General features: G+C 76.8%; 24 protein-coding genes and 1 tRNA gene. 13 read left to right on the plus strand and 12 right to left on the minus strand.

Features of this window, described 5'->3' with window-relative positions; translation table 11 throughout:
• Positions 1 to 94 precede the first annotated feature (94 nt).
• Positions 95 to 1,756: a helicase-related protein gene (locus BLQ97_RS05735; RefSeq protein WP_245691893.1), complete on the minus strand. Its 1,662-nt coding sequence runs from the start codon at positions 1,754 to 1,756 to the stop codon at positions 95 to 97.
• Positions 1,757 to 2,052: 296 nt separating this feature from the next.
• Positions 2,053 to 2,895 carry a DUF2382 domain-containing protein gene (locus BLQ97_RS05740; RefSeq protein ID WP_091364196.1) on the minus strand — a complete coding sequence of 281 codons (843 nt, stop codon included), beginning with the start codon at positions 2,893 to 2,895 and terminating at the stop codon, positions 2,053 to 2,055.
• A 218-nt stretch (positions 2,896 to 3,113) separates the two neighbouring features.
• On the opposite strand from BLQ97_RS05740, the gene BLQ97_RS05745 reads away from it, so the two are divergent.
• The 4 genes from BLQ97_RS05745 to BLQ97_RS05760 all read left to right on the plus strand — a co-directional run bounded on the left by BLQ97_RS05745 (position 3,114) and on the right by BLQ97_RS05760 (position 7,991).
• Positions 3,114 to 3,878 carry a TetR/AcrR family transcriptional regulator C-terminal domain-containing protein gene (locus BLQ97_RS05745; RefSeq protein WP_091364198.1) on the plus strand — a complete coding sequence of 255 codons (765 nt, stop codon included), beginning with the start codon at positions 3,114 to 3,116 and terminating at the stop codon, positions 3,876 to 3,878.
• Positions 3,879 to 4,001: 123 nt separating this feature from the next.
• A tRNA-Ser gene (locus tag BLQ97_RS05750) sits at positions 4,002 to 4,086 on the plus strand.
• Between the two features lie 204 nt (positions 4,087 to 4,290).
• On the plus strand, positions 4,291 to 5,310 hold the full coding sequence (locus tag BLQ97_RS05755) for a hypothetical protein (RefSeq protein WP_091364201.1): 1,020 nt from the start codon (positions 4,291 to 4,293) through the stop codon (positions 5,308 to 5,310).
• Positions 5,311 to 5,477: 167 nt separating this feature from the next.
• On the plus strand, positions 5,478 to 7,991 hold the full coding sequence (locus BLQ97_RS05760; RefSeq protein ID WP_139173464.1) for an EAL domain-containing protein: 2,514 nt from the start codon (positions 5,478 to 5,480) through the stop codon (positions 7,989 to 7,991).
• 13 nt (positions 7,992 to 8,004) lie between these two features.
• Here the strand turns inward: BLQ97_RS05760 and BLQ97_RS05765 are convergent, their stop codons facing one another.
• The 3 genes from BLQ97_RS05765 to BLQ97_RS05775 are packed head-to-tail and all read right to left on the minus strand — an operon-like array spanning position 8,005 to position 10,205.
• The gene (locus BLQ97_RS05765) at positions 8,005 to 9,114 is read right to left on the minus strand and encodes an NAD(P)/FAD-dependent oxidoreductase (protein ID WP_091364203.1); all 1,110 of its coding nucleotides are present in this window, start codon (positions 9,112 to 9,114) and stop codon (positions 8,005 to 8,007) included.
• A gap of 43 nt (positions 9,115 to 9,157) precedes the next feature.
• Complete coding sequence (locus tag BLQ97_RS05770) at positions 9,158 to 9,739, minus strand: LOG family protein (RefSeq protein ID WP_091364204.1); 582 nt, start codon at positions 9,737 to 9,739, stop codon at positions 9,158 to 9,160.
• 7 nt (positions 9,740 to 9,746) lie between these two features.
• Positions 9,747 to 10,205: a MaoC family dehydratase gene (locus tag BLQ97_RS05775; protein ID WP_281181373.1), complete on the minus strand. Its 459-nt coding sequence runs from the start codon at positions 10,203 to 10,205 to the stop codon at positions 9,747 to 9,749.
• Between the two features lie 60 nt (positions 10,206 to 10,265).
• Here BLQ97_RS05775 and BLQ97_RS05780 point away from each other — a divergent pair, with 60 nt between their 5' ends.
• The gene (locus BLQ97_RS05780) at positions 10,266 to 10,757 is read left to right on the plus strand and encodes an NUDIX domain-containing protein (RefSeq protein ID WP_245691894.1); all 492 of its coding nucleotides are present in this window, start codon (positions 10,266 to 10,268) and stop codon (positions 10,755 to 10,757) included.
• On the opposite strand, the gene BLQ97_RS05785 is transcribed toward BLQ97_RS05780, so the two are convergent.
• Positions 10,735 to 11,553 (minus strand): endonuclease/exonuclease/phosphatase family protein, encoded by an 819-nt coding sequence (locus tag BLQ97_RS05785; protein ID WP_245691895.1) that lies wholly within the window; start codon positions 11,551 to 11,553, stop codon positions 10,735 to 10,737. The two genes, BLQ97_RS05780 and BLQ97_RS05785, sit on opposite strands and share 23 nt — an antisense overlap.
• Positions 11,554 to 11,729: 176 nt before the next feature.
• On the opposite strand from BLQ97_RS05785, the gene BLQ97_RS05790 reads away from it, so the two are divergent.
• The 3 genes from BLQ97_RS05790 (at position 11,730) to BLQ97_RS05800 (ending at position 13,687) form a co-directional block, all read left to right on the plus strand.
• Complete coding sequence (locus BLQ97_RS05790) at positions 11,730 to 12,620, plus strand: 1,4-dihydroxy-2-naphthoyl-CoA synthase (RefSeq protein ID WP_091364205.1); 891 nt, start codon at positions 11,730 to 11,732, stop codon at positions 12,618 to 12,620.
• 11 nt (positions 12,621 to 12,631) lie between these two features.
• Positions 12,632 to 12,961: a hypothetical protein gene (locus tag BLQ97_RS05795; protein WP_091364206.1), complete on the plus strand. Its 330-nt coding sequence runs from the start codon at positions 12,632 to 12,634 to the stop codon at positions 12,959 to 12,961.
• A 129-nt stretch (positions 12,962 to 13,090) separates the two neighbouring features.
• Positions 13,091 to 13,687: a TetR-like C-terminal domain-containing protein gene (locus tag BLQ97_RS05800; protein ID WP_091364208.1), complete on the plus strand. Its 597-nt coding sequence runs from the start codon at positions 13,091 to 13,093 to the stop codon at positions 13,685 to 13,687.
• A gap of 27 nt (positions 13,688 to 13,714) precedes the next feature.
• Here BLQ97_RS05800 and BLQ97_RS05805 read toward each other — a convergent pair whose 3' ends face one another.
• Complete coding sequence (locus BLQ97_RS05805; protein WP_175471606.1) at positions 13,715 to 14,401, minus strand: TetR/AcrR family transcriptional regulator; 687 nt, start codon at positions 14,399 to 14,401, stop codon at positions 13,715 to 13,717.
• Positions 14,402 to 14,440: 39 nt separating this feature from the next.
• Here BLQ97_RS05805 and BLQ97_RS23235 point away from each other — a divergent pair, with 39 nt between their 5' ends.
• Entirely contained in the window at positions 14,441 to 14,608 is a 168-nt protein-coding gene (locus BLQ97_RS23235) for a hypothetical protein (protein WP_175471607.1), read from the plus strand.
• Between the two features lie 40 nt (positions 14,609 to 14,648).
• Positions 14,649 to 15,605: a Gfo/Idh/MocA family protein gene (locus BLQ97_RS05810; RefSeq protein WP_091364212.1), complete on the plus strand. Its 957-nt coding sequence runs from the start codon at positions 14,649 to 14,651 to the stop codon at positions 15,603 to 15,605.
• Between the two features lie 9 nt (positions 15,606 to 15,614).
• Here the strand turns inward: BLQ97_RS05810 and BLQ97_RS05815 are convergent, their stop codons facing one another.
• The 5 genes from BLQ97_RS05815 to BLQ97_RS05835 form a co-directional block, all read right to left on the minus strand.
• Positions 15,615 to 16,802: a glycosyltransferase gene (locus tag BLQ97_RS05815; protein ID WP_091364214.1), complete on the minus strand. Its 1,188-nt coding sequence runs from the start codon at positions 16,800 to 16,802 to the stop codon at positions 15,615 to 15,617.
• Positions 16,799 to 17,755, minus strand: a complete 957-nt coding sequence (locus BLQ97_RS05820; protein WP_091364216.1) for a glucosyl-3-phosphoglycerate synthase — start codon at positions 17,753 to 17,755, stop codon at positions 16,799 to 16,801. Before BLQ97_RS05820 ends, BLQ97_RS05815 begins: the two co-directional genes overlap by 4 nt.
• Before the next feature lie 191 nt (positions 17,756 to 17,946).
• On the minus strand, positions 17,947 to 20,100 hold the full coding sequence (locus BLQ97_RS05825) for a phage holin family protein (protein WP_091365703.1): 2,154 nt from the start codon (positions 20,098 to 20,100) through the stop codon (positions 17,947 to 17,949).
• Positions 20,097 to 20,738, minus strand: a complete 642-nt coding sequence (locus tag BLQ97_RS05830; protein ID WP_091364218.1) for a DedA family protein — start codon at positions 20,736 to 20,738, stop codon at positions 20,097 to 20,099. Before BLQ97_RS05830 ends, BLQ97_RS05825 begins: the two co-directional genes overlap by 4 nt.
• Positions 20,735 to 21,547, minus strand: a complete 813-nt coding sequence (locus BLQ97_RS05835; RefSeq protein ID WP_245691896.1) for an MBL fold metallo-hydrolase — start codon at positions 21,545 to 21,547, stop codon at positions 20,735 to 20,737. Before BLQ97_RS05835 ends, BLQ97_RS05830 begins: the two co-directional genes overlap by 4 nt.
• Before the next feature lie 112 nt (positions 21,548 to 21,659).
• On the opposite strand from BLQ97_RS05835, the gene BLQ97_RS05840 reads away from it, so the two are divergent.
• From BLQ97_RS05840 to BLQ97_RS24480, 3 genes are all read left to right on the plus strand, one after another.
• Positions 21,660 to 21,914: a hypothetical protein gene (locus BLQ97_RS05840; RefSeq protein ID WP_139173466.1), complete on the plus strand. Its 255-nt coding sequence runs from the start codon at positions 21,660 to 21,662 to the stop codon at positions 21,912 to 21,914.
• A 14-nt stretch (positions 21,915 to 21,928) separates the two neighbouring features.
• Positions 21,929 to 22,321 (plus strand): MmcQ/YjbR family DNA-binding protein, encoded by a 393-nt coding sequence (locus BLQ97_RS05845; protein ID WP_091364223.1) that lies wholly within the window; start codon positions 21,929 to 21,931, stop codon positions 22,319 to 22,321.
• A 114-nt stretch (positions 22,322 to 22,435) separates the two neighbouring features.
• Positions 22,436 to 22,996 carry a dehydrogenase gene (locus BLQ97_RS24480; RefSeq protein ID WP_091364224.1) on the plus strand — a complete coding sequence of 187 codons (561 nt, stop codon included), beginning with the start codon at positions 22,436 to 22,438 and terminating at the stop codon, positions 22,994 to 22,996.
• Position 22,997: the final 1 nt, after the last annotated feature.

Here is a 22,997-nt window from a genome sequence, read left to right on the forward strand (position 1 = left end):
CGATGGGTCCCGCCTCGGTCGAGGCGCCACCCACGACCCCGGGCCGCCGGAGACCCGCGGCTGGTCCGCCCGGCCACCCGCCGCTGGCGCCGGGTCAGGCCCGGCCGCTGCGGGTGGGCCGGCGGCCCTGGCGCGACCCGGACCGGGGAGCCCGCCGTCCGTCCCGCCCGCCGGGGCGCGGGTGCCCGTCCCGGGCCCGGCCGCGGGGCGCGCTGCACGGGCGGCAGGTGGAGAACCACGGGGCGATCGGCGTCCCGCACTCGGCGCAGGCCGACGACCGGCTGACCGCGATGGCGTCGGGCAGCATCTCGCTGATCGCCTCGGCGCACTCCTCCTCGACCCAGGACGCGTCGTCGGGGTCCAGGCCGGCGACGCCGGGGAACTGGCGCAGCAGCATCTGCGCGTCGCGGGCGGCCGCCGCGGCCTGCTCGTAGTCCTCGACCGAGCCGCCGACCGGCACGTCGGGCAGCACGAGCTCCGGGGCGACGGGCAGCCCGGCCGCGTGCCGCAGCGCGGCCCGGGCCAGCACCAGCCAGCGGGTGCGCCGGGGCGGGTTGTAGTCGATGGCCAGGGTGACCAGCCGCCAGACGGTGTGCAGGTCGCCGACGGCGCCGAGCGGTCCGCGCAGCAGCGGCAGCAGCGCCTGCACCCGCAGCACCAGGCCGGTGACGTCGTCCGGCGCCATCGCCTCGTCGCGGGTGGCCGCGCGCGCCCAGGCCTGCCAGCGGACCAGCGCCTCGGGCAGGTCGGCCGCCTCCCGCGCGCCGAGGTCGGCCAGCTCCGGCCGCAGCCGCGGCGCGCGGCGGGGCAGGTCGCTGGCGCGGTCGCCGCGGGCGACCTCGGCACCGAGGGACACCAGCGCCACCGACGGCTTCAGGCCGCGCACCCCGGTGAGGACGCCGACCGTGCCGTGTCCGGTCAGGCCGTAGCGGCCGGCCCGACCGGCGATCTGCGCGGCCTCCCAGCTGCGCAGCGGCCGCAGCTCCGTGCCGTCGAACTTGGTGGTCTCGGCGAACAGCACGGTGGCGGCCGGGACGTTGATGCCGTGGCCGATGACGTCGGTGGTGACCAGGACGTCGAGCTCCCCGGTGGTGAACCGCTCGATGACCTCGCGCCGGGTCGCCGGGGGCAGCGCGCCGTAGAGGACGCCGACCCGGCCCGGCCGGTGCCGGTCGAGCTCGGCGGCGACGGCGTAGACGGTCTTGCGGGAGAAGGCAACGACGAGCGTCTGCGGCCGGACGCCGGTGGTGCGCACCGGCGCGCGCAGCACGTCGAGCCGGGACAGCCGCTGGTGGTGGACGACGTCGACCGAGCGGGCGTCGTCGACCAGCGGTGCGAGCAGCGGGTGCGCCTCGGCGGCGGAGACGAGGTGCATCTCGCGGAACTCGCCGGTCAGCAGCAGCCGCGCCCAGTGGTGGCCGCGCTCGGGGTCGGCCACCCAGTGCGACTCGTCGAGGACCAGCAGCTCACCGCGCAGCGGCGCCTTCTCCACGGTGCAGCAGACGACCGGCGCGTGCGGGTCGACCTCCTCCTCGCCGGTGGACAGCCCGACCGTGCCCGCGGGCAGCAGTGCGGAGAGCTTGGCGTAGGCCTCGTGCGCGAGCTGGCGCAGCGGCGCGGCGTAGACGCCCGAGGCGGTGGCGGCCAGCGCCTGCAGCGACTCGTACGTCTTGCCGGAGTTCGTCGGGCCGAGGTGGAAGACCACGCGCTCGGGCGGCGTGCTGCGGACGGGCAGCTCCGGGGCGGCGCCCTCCACCCACGACTGCTGGGCCCGGCGCTCCTCGCGGGCGGCCTCGCGCTCGGCGGCGCGGTCGGGGCTGGTCGCCGGGCGCTCGTCGGCGGGCAGCCGCCGGCGGCGGCGGGCGGTGGACGGCGGGAGGACGGTCTCGGGCAGGGGGTGTCCTTCGGTCGGCGTGCGGGCAGGAGGTCGACACGAGGAGCTCGCGGACCCTTCCCTGCCCCGAACACCGGCCGGGCCCGGTTCATGCCCGTCGCCGGGACGCGGACGGGCCGGGCAGCCGCGGCTGCCCGGCCCGTCCGGGACGGCGTGGCTCAGCGCCGGCGGTCGACCCCGTCGGTGTCGACGTCGATCTGCTCCTTGCGGACCTCGCCGCTCACGGTCTCCTGACCGGTGACCGTCTCGGTGTCCAGGCGCACGCGCTCGACCGGCGTGGCCTCCGTGGAGACGACGGGACGCTCGGCGTGCAGCGTGACCTCGTGCTCCTCCTCGGAGATGGTCGGGCCGTCGAGGGCGTTGCCCACGTTGGCGTCGGTGATCGGCTCGCGCTCGACCCGCACCTCCTCGTGCGCCACGGGCACGGTCGCCGTCTCGCGCTCGGTGGTGACGTACTTGCGCAGCCGGGCGCGGCCGGCCTCGACCCGCTGCGTGCCCACCTCGAGGTGCTCCTCGGACCGGGTCATGGCGTTGTCGGTGGTGGGGCCGGAGGTGTCGTGGCCGACGGTGCCGGCGCGGTTCTCCAGCCGGTCCGGGACGCCGTCGCCGTCGCGGTCGGTGCGGGTGCCCGCGGTGCCGGCCGCCGCCTGCGTGGTGGTCTGCGTGGTGGTCTGGGTGGTCTGCGTGCCGGTGCCCAGGCCGTAGTAGCGGTAGAGCTCCTGCTCCTCCTGCGGGGACAGGTGGCCGTCGGTGTCGATCTTCGGGGCGTCCTTGACCCGGGCCTTCTCGTAGGGGAACCGGACGCTGTCGCCGGACACCTCAGCCTGCGCCAGCGGGACGAACGTCTCCTTGGTGCCGAACAGGCCGGTGTGCACCGTCGCCCACTCGGGGCGGCCGGTCTCGTCGTCGAGGTAGACCTCGCCGATCTTGCCCAGCTTGTCGCCGTCGCGGTCGACGGCGGTGGTGCCGATGACCTGCTGGATCTGCTGCTCGGTGATCACACGTGCTCCTCGGGGTCGGGCGCGGGGGTGCGCGCACGGTGCTCTGGTGCGCGTCGACCTGCCCCCGGCGGGGGCGGCGGCTCTCTGGGTGCCCACGTGTTTACGACGTAAACACAGCTCCTGTCGTGGGCGGCCTCACCGCCGGCTCCCGCCCCGCTACCCAGCCGCGGCGGGGAGGATGCGGGGAGTGCGGTCCGCGCACGGGAGGGGAGGTCCGCGTGGTCGACGACGCGCAGGACCCGGACACGCCGGAGGCGCGCGGTGGGGCGGCCGCCACCATCCCGACCGCACCGCCGGGCGCGGGGCGCCGTCCGCTCGACCGGCGGCAGGTGCTCGGAGCGGCGATCTCCTTCATCGACGAGCACGGCATCGACGCGCTCACCATGCGCCGGCTCGGCGGCCACCTCGGCGTCGAGGGGATGGCGCTCTACCGCCACGTGCGCAGCCGCGAGGGCCTGCTCGACGGCGTCGTGGAGACCGTGGTCGACGAGCTCTACGGCGACCCGGACGTGTTCCTCGAGCCCCGGCACGGCTGGCAGGACTACCTGCAGCGGCTCGCGCACGGGGTCCGGCGGATCGCGCTGGCCCACCCGGCGGTGTTCCCGCTGGTGGCCACCCGCCCGCCGGCGGCACCCTGGGTGCGGCCGCCGCTGCGCAGCCTGCGCTGGGTCGAGTCGTTCCTCGACGCGCTGACCGGCAGCGGCTTCTCCGACGAGGCCGCCGTCGCCGCCTACCGGGCCTACACCGGCTTCCTCCTCGGGCACCTGCTGCTCGAGGTCTCCGCCCGAGGCGTGCCGATCAGCTCGCACGACGAGGAGTCCGACGCCGCGCCCCCGCCGCCCGGGGCGCTCGACGGCTACCCGCACGTCCGCCGGCTGGAGCCGCTGCTGTCGGAGGACGAGTCGGCGGCGGAGTTCGAGGAGGCCCTCGAGGAGCTGCTCGAACGGCTGGAGCGGATCCTCCGCGAGTCCCGCCGCGGCTGACTCCCGGCGGACGACGCCCGGTGTCGACCTGCTGCGGTCCCCGGCGGGCGGAGACCGCAGCAGGTCGACACCGCGCCCGTGGCCGCGGCCCGGGCGCGGCGCCGGGATAGCCTCGACCGGCCAGGAGGGCTCGCCTAGTGGCCGATGGCGGCGGTCTTGAAAACCGCTACGGGGCAACCCGTCGTGGGTTCGAATCCCACGCCCTCCGCTCGTGCTCAGCAGTCCCGCCCGACTCGTGGGTCGGCGGCAGGCTCGTGCCCGCGACGACGGTGCTGTCGCCGCACGTCGAGATCCGGTATCACTCGGCCGGGTGGGCGCCTCCGAGTAGGGCTGGGTCCGGCGGGGACAGGTGACATCGCCGCCAGATCCGCCGCACCGCCTCGGACACGTGTCGAGCACAAGGACATCGGCGATGAAGGCACTGACCACACGGTTGCGCAGGATGGTCGGCAACTACGCCTTGGTGATCATCATCGTGGGCGTCGGTGCCACGGTCGTTCTCATGACGAGCGGAGCGAATGGTCTGTGGGAGAAGCTCCTCAAGTCGTTCGTCACGATCCTGGTGTTCGTCGTCGCATCCACCTTGGTGGGAGTGGTGAGAGGGCTTGCCAAGTACCGGATCGCCAAGGCGACCAAGCCTCACGAGAAGGTGGTCGAGCCACTCGTCACATCCGATCGCGAGTACTGCCTGGTTCTCCGATCCTTCGGGGAGGACGGGCAGATCGTCCTCCCCCGCGAGTCCAGGAGAGGGCGAGTTGGACTCGCGTACGGACTGACGCCCAACCTGACCATGGAGCAGGTGGTCGCCACTGCCGTCAGTGAGTCCCTGAGAATGCCGACGTACGCGATCGTCGACCAGTCGGTCACCCTCGCACCACCGGGTCTCACCTTCGTCCGCGTGGCCGACGATCAGTGGAAGGCTGTCGTCTCCAGGTTGATACGACGAGCGCACACGGTCGTCCTGCTCCTGGGTCGGGACAAGGAGATCGGCGCCGGTTTCGCCTGGGAGATCGAGCACCTCGTCCAGAGCGGCATCAGTTCCAGGGTGGTGCTGACACTGCCTCCACCCGATCAAGACGAGTACTCCCATCAACGCGCACTCCACCAGGCCGCGGTTCTGCTGGCACTCCTCACGTCGACGGGAGACCTGTCGGGGCTCGAACGATTCCGCGTCCTGGAGTACGAGATGCAACTCCCGCCCACGACCCTGGTCGTCGCGACCACGGAGACGAGTGCGATACGCCTCTGGCACCTCAAGGACAGCGCCACGACGCCGCGGGCGGGACTGTGGAACCGGGTGAAGGCCTATCGAGGGCCGGTCCATGTCACGAACTTGCAGTACAAGGGTGCGATGTCGGAGGCCCTGGCCGAGACCGAGAAGCAGCTGAGAGGCAACAGCTTCTCCGCTCGCTACCCCCTCGGATCGAGGTGATGCCGGCATCCGTCGTGTCGGCGTCCAGTTGCGTGGGGTCCGTCGCCCGCGGCGCGTCCCGGGCGGCTCGCGGGCTGCCGCGCCGGTCGCAGCGGCTGACCGCGACGGCCGGGCCCCGCTGCCCTACCGTGTCGTCCTCCCGAGCAGCGGAGTCGACAGGGGGGCTCATGGACGACGGCGTCCCGGGGGCCGCCGGCCACGCGGACACCGTGGCCGCGCTCGAGCGCAGCCGGCGCTGGCTGGCCGAGGCGCAGCGGCTGGCGGCCATGGGCAGCTGGGAGTGGGACGTCGTCTCCGACGTGGTGACCTTCTCCGACGAGCTGTTCCGCGTCTACCGGCTCGACCCGGCGACGGTGACGCCGACCTTCGAGACCTGCCTGGCGCTGGTCCACCCCGAGGACCGCGACCGTGCCCGGGAGGCGATCGGCGCCGCGCTGGCCATCGGCGGGGTCTTCGACTTCGACCACCGCGTCGTCGCCGGCGACGGCGCGGTCATCCGGGTGCGGGCGCGCGGCTCGGTGACCCGCGACGCCGAGGGCGCGCCGCTGCTGCTGGTCGGCACCGCGCAGGACGTCACCGAGCGGGTGGCCATCGAGGCGCGCCTGCAGGAGAGCGAGCACCGGCTGCTGGAGGCGCAGCGGGTGGCCCGGCTGGGCCGGTGGGACTGGGACGTCCGGACCGACACCCTCACCTGGTCCGACGAGATGTTCCGCATCTTCGGCACCCCGCCCGCCGGCCTGGTGCCCACCGTCGACGGCTACCTCGCGCGCATCCACCCCGACGACCGCGGCCAGGTGCTGCAGATGCTGGCCGACGTCCGCGCCGGCCGGGAGGAGTACGCCCTCGAGCACCGGGTGCTGCGGGCCGACGGGGAGGTGGGCTGGGTGAGCTGCCGGGCCGCCGTCGTCCGGGACGACGACGGCGTCGAGGTGCGCATCCACGGCACCGCCACCGACGTCACCGAGCGCAAGACCGCGGAGCTGTCCGTGGCCCGCGCCGCCGAGGAGCTCGCCGAGCAGGCCGCGCAGCTGCGCCGGCTGGCCTTCACCGACCCGTTGACCGGGCTGGCCAACCGGGCGCTGTTCCACGAGCGGCTCCGCTCGGCGCTGGCCGCCCGTCACGAGGGCGGGGTCAGCGTGCTGCTGCTCGACCTCGACGACTTCAAGGACGTCAACGACGTCCTCGGCCACCACGTCGGCGACCAGCTGCTCGTCGAGGTCGCCGGCCGGCTGTCGCGGTGCACCCGCCCGGGGGACACCGTCGCGCGCCTCGGCGGCGACGAGTTCGCCGTCGTCCTGCGCGACGGCGACCACGGCGAGCGGGTGGCCGAGCGGGTCACCGCGGTGCTCGACGCGCCGGTGCGGCTCGGTGACCGGCAGTTGGTGCCGACGGCGAGCATCGGGCTGGCCCGCGTCGGCCGCGACGAGCAGGTGGCCGCCGACGTGCTGCTGCAGCGGGCCGACATCGCGATGTACGCGGCCAAGCGGGGCGGCAAGGGCCGGCACGAGGTGTTCGACCGCCACATGTCGGTGGCCGTGCTGGCCCGGGCCGACGTCGAGGACGGGCTGCGCGCGGTGATCGAGCGCGACGGGCTCGTCGTCCACGTGCAGCCGATGGTCGACCTGCGCCGACGGGAGACGCTGCGCGTGGAGGCCCTCGTGCGCTGGCCGCGGGCCTCGGGCCTGGCGCACCCCGCCGACTTCCTGCCCGTCGCCGAGCGCAGCGGCCTGGTGCGCGCCCTCGGCCAGCAGGTGCTGCGCACCGCCTGCCGGGAGCTGGGCGGCTGGCTGGCCGCCGACCCGCGCCGGTCGGTGGCGGTCAACGTCTCCCCGGTGCAGCTGCGCGAGCCCGACGTCGCCGCCGCCGTCCTGGCGATCCTCGCCGACACCGGCACCCGCCCCGCCCAGCTGGTCCTCGAGGTCACCGAGTCGGTGTTTCTCGAGGCGGGGCCGCGGGTGGTCGCCCAGCTCGACGAGCTGCGGGCGGCGGGCGTCCGCGTGGCGATCGACGACTTCGGCACCGGCTACTCCTCGCTCGGCCGCCTGCAGGACCTGCCGGTGGACAGCGTCAAGATCGACCGGGCGTTCGTGCAGCAGGTGGTCCGCGGCGACGAGTCGCTGCCGATCCTCACCTCGATGGTCGTCATGGCGCACAACCTGGGCCTCGACGTGACCGCCGAGGGCGTGGAGACGCCGGTGCAGGCGGCCCGGCTGCTCCAGCTGGGCTGCGACCACCTGCAGGGCCACCACCTGGCGCGGCCGGTGCCGCCGGCCGAGCTGTCGGCGGCGGTGGCAGCCGCCGACGACGCCGTCCGGGCCGCGGCGCGCGGGGCCGGCCGGCCGTGCCGGCCCACCGTGCTGCTGGTCCCCGCGGGTGGCCGGGTCGACCCGGCGGTGCCCGGCGCGCTGCTGCGGGCCGGCCTCGAGCCGGTGGAGTCGGGGGCGGCGGAGGGTGTGCTGCTGGTGGCCGACGACGGCGGGGCGGCCCTCGGCCGGGTCGCGGAGCTGCGGGCCTCCCCGTGGCTGCGCGACGCCGTGCTCGTGGTCGTCTGCGCGTCGGCCGACCGCCCCACCCGCGCCCGGCTGCTCACCGCGGGCGCCGACGACTGCCTGGTCGACCCCGGTTGCCCGGTCGAGCTGGCCGCGCGGGTGCGCGCCGCCCTCCGCACCGCCGCCCGCTGACCCCGCGGCTCCGTCAGCGGAGCCGGCGGGCGGTGGCCAGCAGGGTGCGCGCGGTGAGCCGGCCGTCGGCCAGGCCGAGGGCGACGACGTCGTCGAACACCCGCCGGTCGGCCGCGGCGGCGCGGAAGGCGGCGTCCATCGCCACCGGCCAGCGGCTGATCCACGACGCCGCTGACGCCGACCGGTGGTGGGCGCCCAGCCGCCGCCGCAGCGCCCGCCGGTGCACCCTGCCCGCGCCGGCCCCGGCCGCCGCGGCCCGGCCGGCCAGCGCGCCGGAGAGGACGGCGTAGAAGATGCCCTCGCCGGTCATCGGGTTGACCAGCGACGCGGCGTCACCGGCCAGGAGCACCCGGCCGTCGGGCTGCCGCGGGCGGCCGGTCGACAGCGGCAGCCGGTGCGCGCGCAGCCCCTCGGGCCGCACCCCCGGCAGCAGGCGCTGGAGGCCCTCGACCAGCGCGGCCCGGGTGGCGCCGCCGGACACCAGCTCCCCGTAGCCCACGTTGGCCCGCCCGTCCCCGAGCGGGAACGACCACGCGTAGGCCGGCCAGCGCTGCTCGGTGGTGACCAGCACCTGCGTGCCGGCCTGCCCCGGCAGCTCCGGCGCGTAGCCGCGCAGCGCCACGGCCATCCGGTCGTCCCGGTTGCGGGGCAGGCCCACGGCCCGGCGGACGACGGACTCCGCGCCGTCCGCGCCCACGAGCACCCCCGCGGTGAGCACGCCGTCGACGTCCACCCCGTCGGGGCCGGGGGTGACCGTGCGGACGGTGTGCCGGCGCAGCTCCGCCCCGCGGTCGACGGCGACGGCTAGCAGGCGGGCGTCGAACACCGCGCGCGGGACCACCGACGAGGGCCGCCGGGTGTCCCGCTGCACGGCGGCCCCGCCGGGGGAGCGCAGCGACAGCCGCGGCACCGGGGGGTGGCCGGCGGTGAGGGCTGCGACGTCGACACCCAGACCGGTCAGCACGTCGAGCGCCTCCGGCGCGATCCCGTCGCCGCAGACCTTGTCGCGCGGGAAGTCGGCGCGGTCGAGCACGAGGACGGAGGCGCCGGTGCCGAGCGCGGACAGCGCCGCGGCCGCCCCCGCCGGGCCGCCGCCGACGACCACGACGTCCCAGCGCTGCACGCCCGCGACGCTAGGCAGCCGGGGCGCCGGCGGCCAGCCGGGGTCAGGCGCGCGGCGGCGGCCCGCCGTCGGCCCACTTGCGCGGCGGGTGCTCGTAGCCGTCGACGAACGCCAGCAGCTCGCCGGCGTCGCGGACCACGCCGAGCGCGTCCAGCCGGCGCCGCTCGAGGTAGCCGTCGTCGGCCATCCGGCCCAGCTGGGCCAGCAGCGGCTGCCAGAACCCGTCGACGTCGAGCAGCGCCACGGGCTTGGCGTGCAGGCCCAGCATCCCCCAGGTCCAGGCCTCGAAGAGCTCCTCGAGGGTGCCGGCGGCGCCGGGGAGGGCGACGAAGGCGTCGGCGAGCTCGGTCATGCGGGCCTTGCGCTCGTGCATGGAGGGGACGACCTCCAGCCGGGGCAGCCCGGGGTGGGCCAGCTCGTCGTCGACCAGGTGCTGCGGGATCACCCCGACCACCTCGCCGCCGGCGGCCAGCGCGGCGTCGGCGACGGTGCCCATCAGCCCGACGTGCCCGCCGCCGTAGACGACCCCCACGCCGGCCTGCGCCAGCCCGGTGCCCAGGGCGGCGACGGCCTGCCGGTGCGACTCGGGCCCGGGCCGGCTGCCGGTGAAGACGGCGATCCGCACGGGCCGCTCAGCTGCCGTAGTAGCGGTAGACCGGCTCGGCGACGCAGGCGGGCTTGTCGCTGCCCTCCCGCTCGACCACCGCGGCGAAGGTCAGCTGCAGCCCGCCGGCGAACTCGGTGACCTCCGTGAGCGTGGCGGTCAGCCGCACCCGCGAGCCGACCGGCACCGGCGAGGGGAAGCGCACCTTGCCGAGGCCGTAGTTGACGCCCATCGCGGTGTCGGTGACCACGAGGACCTGCGCGAACAGCGGCACGAGCAGGGACAGCGTGAGGTAGCCGTGGGCGACGGGGCCGCCGAAGGGGCTCTCGGCCCTCGCGCGCTCGACGTCGACGTGGATCCACTGCTGGTCACCGGTGGCGTCGGCGAACGTGTCCACCCGCTCCTGGGTGACCTCGAACCAGTCGCTGGTGCCCAGCTCCCGGCCGAGGAGACCGGAGACCTCGGCCATCGTCGTCGTGGTGGTCACGGATCCTCCTGCTCCTCGGCTGCTGCCGCGGGATCCTGCCAGTGCGGTTCACTGGAGGGCGTGGCGACTCCCGGCCTGACCCCCACCGACGGCTGGACCACCTGCGCGCTGGGACACCGGCACTGGGGGCGGGCCGGCGCCGCCGGGCTGCTCGTCCACCGCGACGGCGACGCCGGTCCCGAGCTGCTGCTGCAGCACCGCGCGCTCTGGTCGCACCACGGCGGCACCTGGGGGACGCCGGGCGGCGCGCTGCACCTGGGGGAGTCCCCCGAGCAGGGCGCGCTGCGCGAGGTCGAGGAGGAGCTGGGGCTCGGCGCCGCCGACCTGGTGCTCGGCGCCCGCTCCGTCGACGACCACGGCGGCTGGGCCTACACCACCGTGCTGGCGCGCCCGGCCGGCCCGCTCGACCCCGCCGGCCTGCGGCTGGACGGCGAGAGCACCGGCGTGGCGTGGGTGCCGGTCGCCACGCTGCACCAGGTGACGCTGCACCCCGGCCTGGCCGCGTCGATGGACCGGCTGCGCCCCCTGCTCAGCGAGCCGCCGGCGGCCTGACCGTCACCGTCAGCGCCCGGTGGTCGCCCACCCGCAGGTGGTGCGCGGCCGGGTCCGACCCGGCGAGACCGTCGCCGAGGGCGAGCAGGTGGTCGAGCTGCGTGCGCGGCGCCGCCGCCGGGAAGCTCGTCTCGCTCACCAGCCGGGTGGCGCCGGCCAGCCGCGCGGGCAGGCCGCCGGGCAGGTTGAGGTCACCGGCGAGCACCACCGGGCCGGGCAGGGACGCCGCCCAGCGCCGCAGCCGGCGCAGCTGCCCGATCGACGTCGGTGGGGCGAAGGACAGGTGGGTGCCCACCACGGTGAGCCCGTCCAGGCAGGCGGCGACGGCGACCCGCGGCTCGTCGGGGATCCACCACAGCCGCGCCCGGCCGGTGGCGGGGTCGGGGGCCCGCAGCGGCAGCCGCGCCCGCCCGGCGCCCAGCCCGAGGACCTCCCAGCGGCGCACCGGCCGCCGGCTGACCAGCGCGATGCCGTAGGCGGGCACGGGCACCGCGGTGTCCGGGCCGCGCAGGTCCGGCTCGGCGGCGGCCCAGGTGCGGCGGAACGGGCTCGGGGTGCCGGTCAGCGTCGCGGCGGCCCGCCAGTCCGCGGCGCCGAGGGCGTGCGCGACGACGGCGGCCTGGTCGGTCCCGCCCGAGCGCGGCTGGCCGGCGTCGACCTCCTGGACGGCGAGCACGTCGACGTCGAGGTCGCCGACCGCGGCGGCCAGCGCGGGTGCCGCCAGCACCCGGCCGTCGGGACCCCGGCCGGAGGCGAGGTTCAGGGTGCCCACGCGCAGGGCGGCGCCGTCGGGCACCCGCGGGACGCTACCGGCGGGCCGCGCGCCCCGCCGTCCGTCGTCCTACCGCACCGCAGCGCGTCCCACCCGACGTCCCACGGTCCGGTCGGACGCGCGATGATCAGGTTCCCTGATCATCGCGGGCGCTCCGCCCGGGTCGGGCCGGGATGCCGGAGCGCGGCTAGGTTGCTGGCATGAGCGCCCGCGCCGACGTCTCGGAGATCTTCGACAGCGGGGCGTGGGCGCCGGTCGAGGGGTTCGACTTCGGTGACGTCACCTACCACCGCGCCGTCGACGCCGGCGTCGTCCGGATCGCCTTCGACCGGCCCGAGGTGCGCAACGCCTTCCGGCCGCAGACCGTCGACGAGCTGATCGCCGCGCTCGAGCACGCCCGGCTGAGCACCGACGTCGGCTGCGTGCTGCTCACCGGCAACGGCCCGAGCCCGCGGGACGGCGGCTGGGCCTTCTGCTCCGGCGGCGACCAGCGGGTGCGCGGGCGGCACGGCTACGAGCACGAGGTCGGGCGCACCAGCGGGCGGCTGCACGTGCTCGAGGCGCAGCGGCTGATCCGGTTCATGCCGAAGGTGGTCGTCTGCGTCGTCCCCGGCTGGGCGGCCGGCGGCGGGCACAGCCTGCACGTGGTCGCCGACCTCACCCTGGCCAGCGCCGAGCACGCGCGGTTCAAGCAGACCGACGCCGACGTCGGCAGCTTCGACGGCGGGTTCGGGTCGGCCTACCTCGCCCGGCAGGTCGGGCAGAAGTTCGCCCGCGAGGTCTTCTTCCTCGGCGAGGAGTACTCCGCCGAGGACGCGCACCGCATGGGCATGGTCAACCGCGTCGTCCCGCACGCCGAGCTGGAGAGCACGGCGCTGGACTGGGGACGCCGGATCGTGTCCAAGAGCCCCACCGCGCAGCGGATGCTGAAGTACGCGTTCAACCTCCTCGACGACGGCCTCGTCGGCCAGCAGCTGTTCGCCGGGGAGACCACCCGGCTGGCCTACGCGGCCGAGGAGGCCGTCGAGGGGCGGGACGCGTTCCTGGAGAAGCGGGACCCGGACTTCTCCCGGTTCCCCTGGCACGTCTGAGAGGTGCTGCGGTGATCGTCGAGGTGGTGGGGGGCGCCGACGAGCGTCCCGAGGTGCGGGTCGTCGACACCGACGACCTCACGTCGTTGCACCTGGCCCTGGGCGAGGTGACCGACGAGGAGGCCGACGAGGCGCTGCGCGCGGGCGGGCTGGGCCGGGTCGAGGGGGACACCGGTCACCTCGACACCGCGGCGCTGCGCGCCGCCGCGGAGCCTGCCGACGCCCCGGGCGACTGGGGGCAGCGCTGGGACGCGATGGTCGAGCACGCCCGCGGCAGGGGCTGGGTGTCCGAGGACGGGGCCACCCTGCAGGTGCACGTCGAGAGCGCCGCCGGGGCGTGAACGGGTGGTTGCCCCGGACCGTTCGGGTGAGGCGGCGGTGACTCAGGGGGTTCCGGTCGTTGTGGTCACTCCAATGACGAGTCAGTATGTGGGTGTGCGCAATCAGATGACGCGCGAACGGATCAGTCCGTGAGCGGAACTCCCGGGCGGCCGCTGAGCGCCGAGCTGTCCGAGCAACTGGTCGGCGTCGCCGTCGACATCCTGGCCGACGAGGGCTGGAGCAGGCTCAACAGCGACCGGGTCGCTGCGCGGGCCCGCGCGGGCAAGGCCGGCATCTACCGGCGCTGGCCGTCGATGTCGGCCCTCGCCCGCTCGGCCGTCGGCCGCTTCACGCTGGTGGAGGTCCCCGAGGACGGCGGCTCGGCGCGCGGTGACCTCGTCGAGCTGGTGTCGTCCTGGCGGCGGCCGCTGTCCCGCGAGGAGCGGGCCGTGGCCAGCCTCGTGGGCGCCGCCCGGCACGACGAGGACCTCCGCGCCGGGCTCGACGCGGCGCTGGTCCGCCCGCTCACCCAGGTCGTCGAGGTCCTGGGCGCGCGCTGGGACGAGCGCGGCGAGGAGGTGCCGGCCGAGCGGCTGGCCCTGCTGCGCTCGGTCCTCGAGGCGTTCTGGTGGCAGCGGCTGACCGCTGCCGGCGACGGCGCGATGGTGGCCGAGCACGTCGAGCAGGTGGTCGACGACGTGCTGCTGCCGATCGTGCTGCCCGCCGCGGAGCCCGCGCGCCGCTGACCGGTCGCGCGCCCGTGGGGACGGGCGTCAGGAAGCGCGCAGCGCGCCCGTGCGGGCCGCCTCGGCCACGTGCGCGGTCACGTCGGTCTCGTAGCGGCGCAGCAGCCGCTCGGCCAGCTCCCGCGTCGCGGCCGCGTGCGCCGGCACGTCCTCCGGTGCCGGGAGGGGGTGGCGCGGCTCGGTCACCAGCACCCGGGTGGTCGCCAGCCAGGTGGCCGCGACCAGGCCGGCGGTCGCCCGTGGGTCCGCCGGGGCGGGCTGCTCGGCGTCGGGACCGGTCCAGGCCGCCAGCAGGGCGGCGCGCAGCCGCCCCTCGGCCTCGAAGTGCAGCTCCCGCTCGGCGGCCTGCAGCGCCGGGGAGCCGGCCAGGGTGGTGACCATCCGCCGGCCCTCGACGGTGCCCAGCGACGTCACGTAGTCGGCCACGGCGGTGACCAGGTGCTGGCGGAGCGCGGTCAGCGCGGGCATGCCGGGCCGGCGCTCCCGGACGGCGACCGAGGGCGCGTCCACCCACGGCGTCCGGTCGGACCAGTAGAGCTCGTCCTTGGTGGCGAAGTGGTTGAACACCGTCTGCACGGCGACGTCGGCCGCGGCGGCGACGTCGGCGATGGTCACGGTGTCGAACCCCCGCTCGGCGAAGAGCCGCTGGGCCGTCTCACGGACGTGCGCGCGGGTGAGCGCCTTCTTCTGCGCGCGACGGGACTGCTCACTCACGGTAGAAACGCTAACAACTCTCTGTGCTCGATCGTACGGGTGCGGGACGAGATCGACCGGTCGGGTGGGGTCCCGGTCCTCGGCTCCGGCGCCGTCCCCGGGCCCGGCCGGTACCGGCGGGCCGCCGACGGCGTCGTCGCGGGGCACCCGTCGATGGTGCCGCACGCCGCCCGCGTGCGGGCTGCCCGGCCCGGCTCCGGGGGTTGAACGGCGGTTGCCCGGCGCCCGGGCTGGGCAGCTGTCCGCCATGAGCCTGCGGGTGGGTCTGGTCGGGGCCGGCGGTGTGGGTGCCCGCCACGGGCACACGCTGCGCCGTCTGGACGGCGTCGAGCTGGTGGGCGTCACCGACGCCGTCCCAGCCGCGGCCGCGGCGCTGGCCGGCGAGCTCGGCGTCCCGGCGGTCGACGACGTCGGGCGACTGCTCGGGTCGGGGCTGGACGCCGTCTGGCTGTGCGTGCCGCCGTTCGCCCACGGGGAGCTCGAGCTCGCGGTGGTGCGCGCCGGCCTGCCGCTGTTCGTGGAGAAGCCGCTGGGCGCGGGGCTGGCCGTGGCCGAGGAGGTCGCCGCTGCCGTCACCGCGGCCGGGGTGCCGACGGCGACCGGCTACCACTGGCGCCACCTCGACACCGTCGCCCGGGCCCGGGCGGTGTGCGCGGCCGCCCCGCCGCGGGTGGTGGCGGCGACCTGGCTGGACAGGGTCCCCCCGCCGGCGTGGTGGGCGGATGCCGGGCGCTCGGGCGGGCAGGTGGTCGAGCAGGCCACGCACGTGCTCGACCTCGCCCGCTGGCTCGCCGGGGAGGTGGCCGAGGTGCAGGCGGTCGTCGCGCCGTCGTCGGCGTCCGGGCGGTCCGTCGACGACGCGACCGCGGCGCTGCTGCGCTTCGAGTCCGGTGCGGTCGGCACGCTGACCGCGGCGTGCGTGCAGCCGGTGAAGACGCGGGCCGGCATCGAGCTGTCCTGCGCCGGCGCCGCGGTGGAGCTGACCGAGACCTCGCTGGTGGTGACCACGCCCGACGGCAGCCAGCGCGTGGAGCCCGCGGTGGACGCGCGCACCGCCGTCGACCGGGCCTTCGTCGACCTGCTGGTGACCGGGACGAGGGCCGAGGGGCTGGTCGACCACGCCGAGGCGCTGCGCACCCACCGGCTCGCCGTCGCCGTCGCCGAGTCGGCCCGCACCGGCGCCCCCGTCCGGGTGGGTCGGTAGCGCCCCGGGTCAGCGGGCGGGGATGCGGGACCGCGGCGAGCCCGACCCGCGCAGCGTGCGCACCCGGGCGCGGTGCAGCACCTCGGCGTAGACCCGCTCGTAGGCGTCGGCCATGACCGCCGGGGCGAACCGGCGCCGGGCGTCCTCGGCGCAGGCCCGCGGGTCGATCTCCCCGAGCCGGGTGAGCGCGGCGGCCAGTCCCGGCTCGTCGTCGCGGAGGAAGCCGGTGCGGCCGTCGTCGACCAGCGCGGGCAGGCAGCCGCGCGGGGTGCCGACCACCGGCGTCCCGGCGGCGAGGGCCTCGCAGACCGCCGTCCCGCCCGGCTCCTCCCAGCGGATCGGGGTCAGCAGCGCCCGCGCCCGGCGCAGCAGGTCCGCCTTCGCCGCGCCGCTCACGCTGCCCACCCAGCGGGCGTCCGCACCGTCGAGCAGGGGGTCGACGGCCTCGAGGAACCAGGCGACGTCGGGGTGGGCGAGCGCCGGGTGCCCCGGGGTGGCGAGGGCGGCGTCGAGGGCGGCGCGGTCGGGCAGCGGGCCCACCGGCCCGGCCAGCACGACCGGGACCCCGGCCGCGCGGGCCGCCCGCACCGCGGTGTCGGTGCCCTTGAGCGCGCAGACCCGGGCGAGCACGAGGACGGCGTCGTCCCGCTCCCCGTGCGGCAGCGGCGGCGGGCCGTCGACGGCGACCGCCAGGGGGATCGCCGCCAGGGTCTGCCGGCGCAGCCGCTCCGGGCCGCGGGCGACCTGGCTGTCGGACACCCCGGCGAAGAACACCCGCCCGCGGCCGTCGAAGCGCTCGTAGAAGGCGGCGTTGCGGCGCAGGTCCCAGTGCAGGGTCTGCAGGACCGGGGGCGCGGCCCGGCCCAGCGCGCCGAGGATCGCCGGGCCGACCACCTCGAGGTGGGTGTGCACCAGGTCGAACCCGCCCGCGGTGGCCGCCTCGGCGACCGCCAGCGCGTGCGCGTGCGCGACCCCCACCACCTGGGCGTAGGGCGCGCCGAGGACGTCGAAGCGGCCGGCCGGGAAGGCGCTGACCAGCCCGTCGGTGGGCAGCGGGGAGTCCCCCGACGCGGCCAGGACGACGGTGTGCCCTCGGGCGCGCAGCTCGGCGGTCAGCGTGGCGACGACGTTCTCCAGGCCGCCGTAGCCCTCGGGCGGGACCGGCAGCCACGGGCCGGCGTCCATCAGCACCCTCACGGCCGGCTCCCGCCGGTCTCGGCGCGCACCGCGCTCATCGGTGGCCGTTCGGTGACCCCGACGTTCCAGCTCACCGCCTCCACTCCGTCGGCGGTGCGGAGGAACTGCAGCAGGTCGGCGGCCGGGGCGCCGGCGTGCGGGCGGCGGGACAGCGCGGTCTGCAGGATCTGCCCGGCCATCCGGCCGAGGGCGGCGTCGGACTGGTGGCCGTGCCGGCGGGTGCCGAGGTCGACCTGGGCCAGCGCGTCGACGCCGGCCAGGGCCGCGAGGTCGACCAGCAGGCCGAACTCGACGCCGTACCCGGAGACGAACGGCACCTGCTCCAGCAGCTCGCGCCGCCCGGCGTACTCGCCCGACAGCGGCTGGACGAACCCGGCGAGCTCCGGCCAGAACGCGTTGAGCAACGGCCGGGCGACCAGCTCGGTGACCCGCCCGCCGCCGGAGGGGACGATGCCCTCGGTGGTGCTCAGCGGGCGGTCGTAGAGGGCCTTGACGTAGCCGATGCCCGGGTCGGTGAGCAGCGGGCCGAGCAGCCCGACGACGAACTGGGGGTCGAAGCCGACCAGGTCGGCGTCCACGAAGACGACCAGGTCACCGCTGGTGGCCGCCAGCCCCTTCCACAGGGCCTCGCCCTTGCCCGGGACCCGGCCGTGCGCGGCCAGCACGGTGGTCGTGTCCACGACGCGCGCCCCGGCCGCGGCGGCCACCGCGGCGGTGCGGTCGGCCGACCCGCTGTCGACGACGACCACCTCGTCGACCAGCGCCACGCGCCGCACCAGCTCCTCGCGGACCGCGGTGACGATCGCCCCGACGGTGGGCTCCTCGTCGAGCGCCGGGAGCACGACGCTGACCGTGGCGCCCTGCGCCCGTCTGGCCTCGGCCAGCTCGGCGGCGCCCCAGGTGGCGGCGGAGAAGGTGCGCCGGCGCAGCCAGCGGCGGACGTCAGGGCGCACAGGCTGCTCCCCTGGTCGGGTGCCGGTCCTTCTCCCGGCACGGGACCCCCCGTCGCGCCACTATGCCGTACCCGGCGCCGTCCGCCACGGGGTGAGCGCTGTCCGGGGGGCAGCACGGTCGTGCTCTGCCCACGCGGGCGGGGCAGAGCACGACCGTGCCCGGGAGGGGATCCGCCGCGGGTCCCCCGGGCTCACACCCGGCTGCGCTCCCGCAGGGCGGTCGCGCTGTCGGGGCCGACGGCGGCGTCCGCGCCGTCGGGCTCGGGGTGGCCGAGCTCGGTCAGCCAGCCGCGCAGCACCCGGTGCAGCTGCTCGGCGCCCACGACCTCGCCCGGCGCGGTGAGCACCCGCGGGTGGGCGAGGAACCCGTGCTGCTGCGGGCCGCCGAGCCCGCCGTGCGAGCCCACGTGCGGCTCGAACGGGCTGGCCTCGTCGGTGTCGGGGTCGTAGCGGCTGTTGACCACCACGTCGGGGCAGTGCGGGAAGGCCGACACCCGGGCCACCAGCGCCGGCGCGTGCTCGCCGTAGGGCCCCAGTGGGTCCTCCCCGAGCACCTCGCCGGTGGCCAGCCGGTGCAGCCCGTCGCGGCCGAGCACCACCGGGCCGTGCTGCTCGGAGTGCACGAGCAGGAAACCGACGCCGGGGTGGTCGACCAGCGCCGGCAGCAGCTCGGGCCAGTGGTGCTCGACCTCCTCCAGCGGGACCCGGCCGGGCAGGTCGGGGAAGGAGACGCCGGCCGTGTGCCCGGAGACGACGACCACCACCCCGGGCGCCACCCGCGCCACGCGCCCCGGCGCGCCGGACGGCGTGCGGTGCCGGTGCTCGGCGGCCCCGGCGGTCTCCACCCGCTCGCGCAGCCGGCGGGCGACCACCCCCGGCCCGGACGCCGCCTCGGCGAGGGCGGAGGCGACCTGCCAGCCCTCGGCGGGGCGGCGGCTGTCCCGGGGCTCGGCGCCGCGCAGGTCCGCGGGTGGGGCGCCGCCGCTGTGCCGCCCCACGAAGGCCTCGATGGTCTCGCCGAAGCGCTGGGCGAACGCCTCGCCCTGGGTCTGGCCGTGGTCGGAGAGCAGCACCAGGTGGTAGGGCCGCGGCGCCAGCGCGCCGGCCCGCGCCAGCCGGCCGATCTGCTGGTCGATGCTGCGCAGCACCTCGAGGGTGTCGAAGCGCTCGACGCCGGAGTGGTGGGCGACCTCGTCGTAGCCGAGGAAGTCGGCGTAGACCACCGGCCGCCCGGCGAGCATGTCCTCGAGGATCGCGGCGACGACGACGTCGCGGGCGATGACCGTCGTCCCCGGCCGGGCCAGCGGGTAGAGCCCGCCCCGGCTGACCCGCGGCCGGACGTCGGCGCGCCGCTGCCGGGCCGCGGCGACCAGCTCGCGGTAGACGTCGGCCAGCGAGGTGCCCAGCGTGCGGACGGCGTTGACCGGGTTGGCGAAGTAGGCGTAGTAGCCCGCACCCACCCGGTCCCGGCGCCGACCGGCCCGCCGCGTGGTCACCAGCGGCAGCGAGCTCATCGTCAGGCTCACGTGCGGGGCGTCGCCGCTGAACAGGTTGCCGCGGCTGGCCCCGCCGCCGGCGAGCAGTCCCCGGCCGTCGGAGTGCCGGCGCTCGACCTCGGCGGCGTCGGCCGGGTGCGACACCTGCACGACGTGGTCGCGGTCCTTCTCGTAGTACCGGAACCCCACGACGTCGTGGTTGGAGCCGTGCAGGATGCCGCACACCGCGGCGCCGGTCTGCGAGCTCCAGTCGGTGTGCCAGGAGGTGAGCGCGTGGCTGCCCGAGCGCAGCCAGGCGGCCAGCGTGGGCATCGACCCGTCGCGGACGGCGCGGCGGGCGACGTCGGCACCCAGCCCGTCGATCTGCAGGAACAGCACCCCGGGCGGGCAGGGCGCCAGGGCCGCGGCGCTGCCGGCGCGGCGGCGGGCGCGGCGGAAGAAGAGCTCGTCCTCGTCGACGGCCAGCGCGCTGCTCACCACCGCGCCGACCGCGGCCATGGCGACCACGACCAGCACGCCGGTGCGCAGGTCGGCCACCACCACGCCGGGGACGGCGAAGGAGACGGCGAGGACCACCGCCCCCAGCAGCAGGAAGCTGCCCAGGCCCAGGGTGAACAGCGCCACCGGCAGGGCCACCCGCATCACCAGCGGCCAGACCACGGCGGAGAGCAGGCCGAGCAGCAGCGCGACCAGCGGCGGCTGCCACCAGCCGCCCGCGGCGAAGCCGTCGAGCCAGCGGTCGAGGACGACGAGGGCCAGCGTGCTCAGCAGCCAGGTGAGCAGCACGCGGGCCGTCGTCCGCCCCCGGCCGAGCACCCGGCCGCCGGCGGCTCCGGCGGGGCTGCTCACGCGGGGCCGCACGGGGTCGGGGCGGACTCGTCGTCCGGCTCGGGGGCCGGGTGCCGCCGGCGGCGCGCGCCGACCAGGTTGAGCACCCCGCCGGCGAGCAGCACGAGCACGGTGGCCACCAGCGTGGCCACCAGGGGGTTGTCGAACACACCGCCGCTGACGACGCCGAGCAGGGCGTAGGCCACCGCCCACAGCGTCGCGGCCAGCAGCGACGCCGGCAGCAGCCGCCGCCACGGGTAGGCCAGCGCCCCGGCGGCGAGCAGCACCGGGATGCGCCCGGCGGGCAGCAGCCGGCCGACGACGACGATCAGCCAGCCGTGCGCCCGGAACTGCGCGCGCACCTCCTCGATCCGGTCGGCGTGCTGGCCGCGGGACACCCAGCGCACGGCGGCGGGCCCGCCGAACCGGCAGACGGCGAAGGTGACGACGTCACCGATCCACGCGCCCAGCGTGGACAGCAGCAGGACCAGCGCGAGGTCGAGTCGGCCGGTGCTGGTGGCCAGGGCCGCGGCCGCGCCGACCACCGCCCCGGTGGGCACCACCGGCACGATCGAGCCGAGCAGCACACCGCCGAGCACCACGGGGTAGCCCAGCGAGGAGCCGTCGGTCCAGCCCGAGGCCAGGGTCGCGGTGCTCACGCCGCACCCTCGGAGGCGGTGGGCAGCACGACCGGGTCGCCGGGCGCGGTCAGGGCCACCGCGGTGGGCAGGCCCCGGGCGGCGACCGCGGCGGCGAAGGCCAGCGGCGGCTCGGTCAGCAGCCGCCGGTAGCGCCGGGCCAGGCCGGGCAGCGTCGTCCCGCCGGGGACGGCGAGCGTGCCCCAGTGCACCGGCACGGCCACCCGCGGGCGCACCCGCGCCACCGCCTCCGCCGCGCGCCGCGGGTCGAGGTGCCCGGGTCCCAGCGTCGGGCCCCAGCCCCACACCGGGACCAGCGCGACGTCCACCCCACGGCCGCCGATGCGGGTCATGCCGTCGAAGAGGTCGGTGTCGCCGCAGGCGTAGACGGTGCTTCCGGCGCCCTCCACCAGGTGCCCGACGGCGGCGGTGTCGGGCCCGTGGGTCAGCCGCGGGCCCCAGCGGTGGCCGCTGTGCCGGGCCGGGACGGCGGTGACCCGCAGCCCCCGGTGGGTCAGCGACTCGCCCGCCGCCAGCTCGTCGACCCACGGGAAGCCGCGCGAGCTCAGCCACCGCCCCGCCCCGCGGGGCACCACCACCCGCACGTGGCGGCCCAGCAGCCGCAGCGACGGCAGGTGCAGGTGGTCGGCGTGCAGGTGGCTGACCAGCACCAGGTCGACGCCGGCCCACGCGGCGTCCGGCAGCGGGGCGGCCACCCGGCGCAGCGGGCCGACCCGCGGGGTGAGCACCGGGTCGGTGAGCACCGTGCTGCCGGCCAGCTCGACGCGGACGGTCGAGTGACCGAGCCAGTGCAGCTCCGGGTTCGCCACCCGGCCAGTATCGACCCGGGGACCGACGACCCGGCGTGCCGTCGCGCGACCGGGTGGCCGGCGTCCCCGTCCCGGGGTGCGGGGCGCACCGGCTGGTCCCACCATCGCTGCCATGACCTCAGCGGGAGCAGACCCGGGGTCGTCGGGGACCGACCTGGCGGCGCAGCTGCGGCGCATGGCGCTGCACCTGGAGACCGCCGCCGTGCTGGAGCTCCGGGCCGCACGCGCGGAGCCGCGGCAGGGCGCGGTGCTGCGGCGCCGCGCCGAGCAGCGCCGCCAGGAGGCCGCGCGGCTGCGCGAGCGGCTGGCCGCCTGCGGCGCCGCGCTGCCGCCGCGCGCCCGTCGCCCCACGGCCCCGTCGGCCTGAACCCCTTGCCGGCCGTGGCCACCTGGGCGGACGTGCGGCGCCTGGCCCTCGCCCTGCCCGCCACGACCGAGGGCACCTCCTACGGCTCGCCGGCGTGGAAGGTGCGCGACCGGGCCTTCGTCTGGGAGCGCCCGCTGCGCCGCGCGGACCTCGAGCACCTGGGGGACGCCGCCCCGGCCGGTCCCGTGCTGGCCGCCGCGGTGGCCGACGAGGGCGTCAAGCACGCCCTGGTCGCCGACGACCCCGCCGTCTACCTGACGACGCCGCACTTCGACGGGTACGCCGCCGTCCTCGTCCGGCTCGACGCGGTCGACGTCGACGAGCTCGCCGAGCTGGTCACCGAGGCCTGGCTGGCCCGCGCGCCGCGACGCCTCGCCCAGCAGCACCTCGCCGACCGCGGCTGCTGAAGGACCCTCCTGAGCACTCCCGCGGGAGTGCACGGAGCATCCGGACGACGTCGTCCGGCACCGCCCGGTCCCGTCCGCGCGCCGGATCGCGCGCGGAGTGGCAGAGTCCACAGCGTGAAGACCTGGCTCGACGCCTGGCCGGTGTTCCGGCAGCTGACCGGCCCCGACCCCCTCGGCCGCGGCGCCGCCGCGCGCAGCAAGGACACGGAGAACGTGGTGAGCCGCACGGCCACCGCCGACCGCGTCGTGCAGAGCGTCTGCCCCTACTGCGCGGTGGGGTGCGGGCAGCGGATCTTCGTCGAGGACGAGCGGATCGTCCAGATCGAGGGCGACCCCGACTCGCCGATCAGCCGCGGCCGGCTCTGCCCCAAGGGCAGCGCGAGCAAGTCCCTGGTGACCAGCCCGACGCGGGTGACCAAGGTCCGCTACCGCCGGCCGTACGGCACCGAGTGGGAGGACCTCGACCTCGACACGGCGATGGAGATGATCGCCGACCGCGTCCTGGAGGCCCGGCGCAAGGGCTGGCAGGACGAGAACGACGGCAAGCGCGTGAACCGCACCGTGGGGTTGGCGAGCCTCGGAGGGGCGACCCTCGACAACGAGGAGAACTACCTCATGAAGAAGCTCTACAGCGCCCTGGGCGCGATCCAGATCGAGAACCAGGCGCGCATATAGC

Source organism: Geodermatophilus telluris (genome assembly GCF_900102745.1).
GTDB lineage: Bacteria > Actinomycetota > Actinomycetes > Mycobacteriales > Geodermatophilaceae > Geodermatophilus > Geodermatophilus telluris.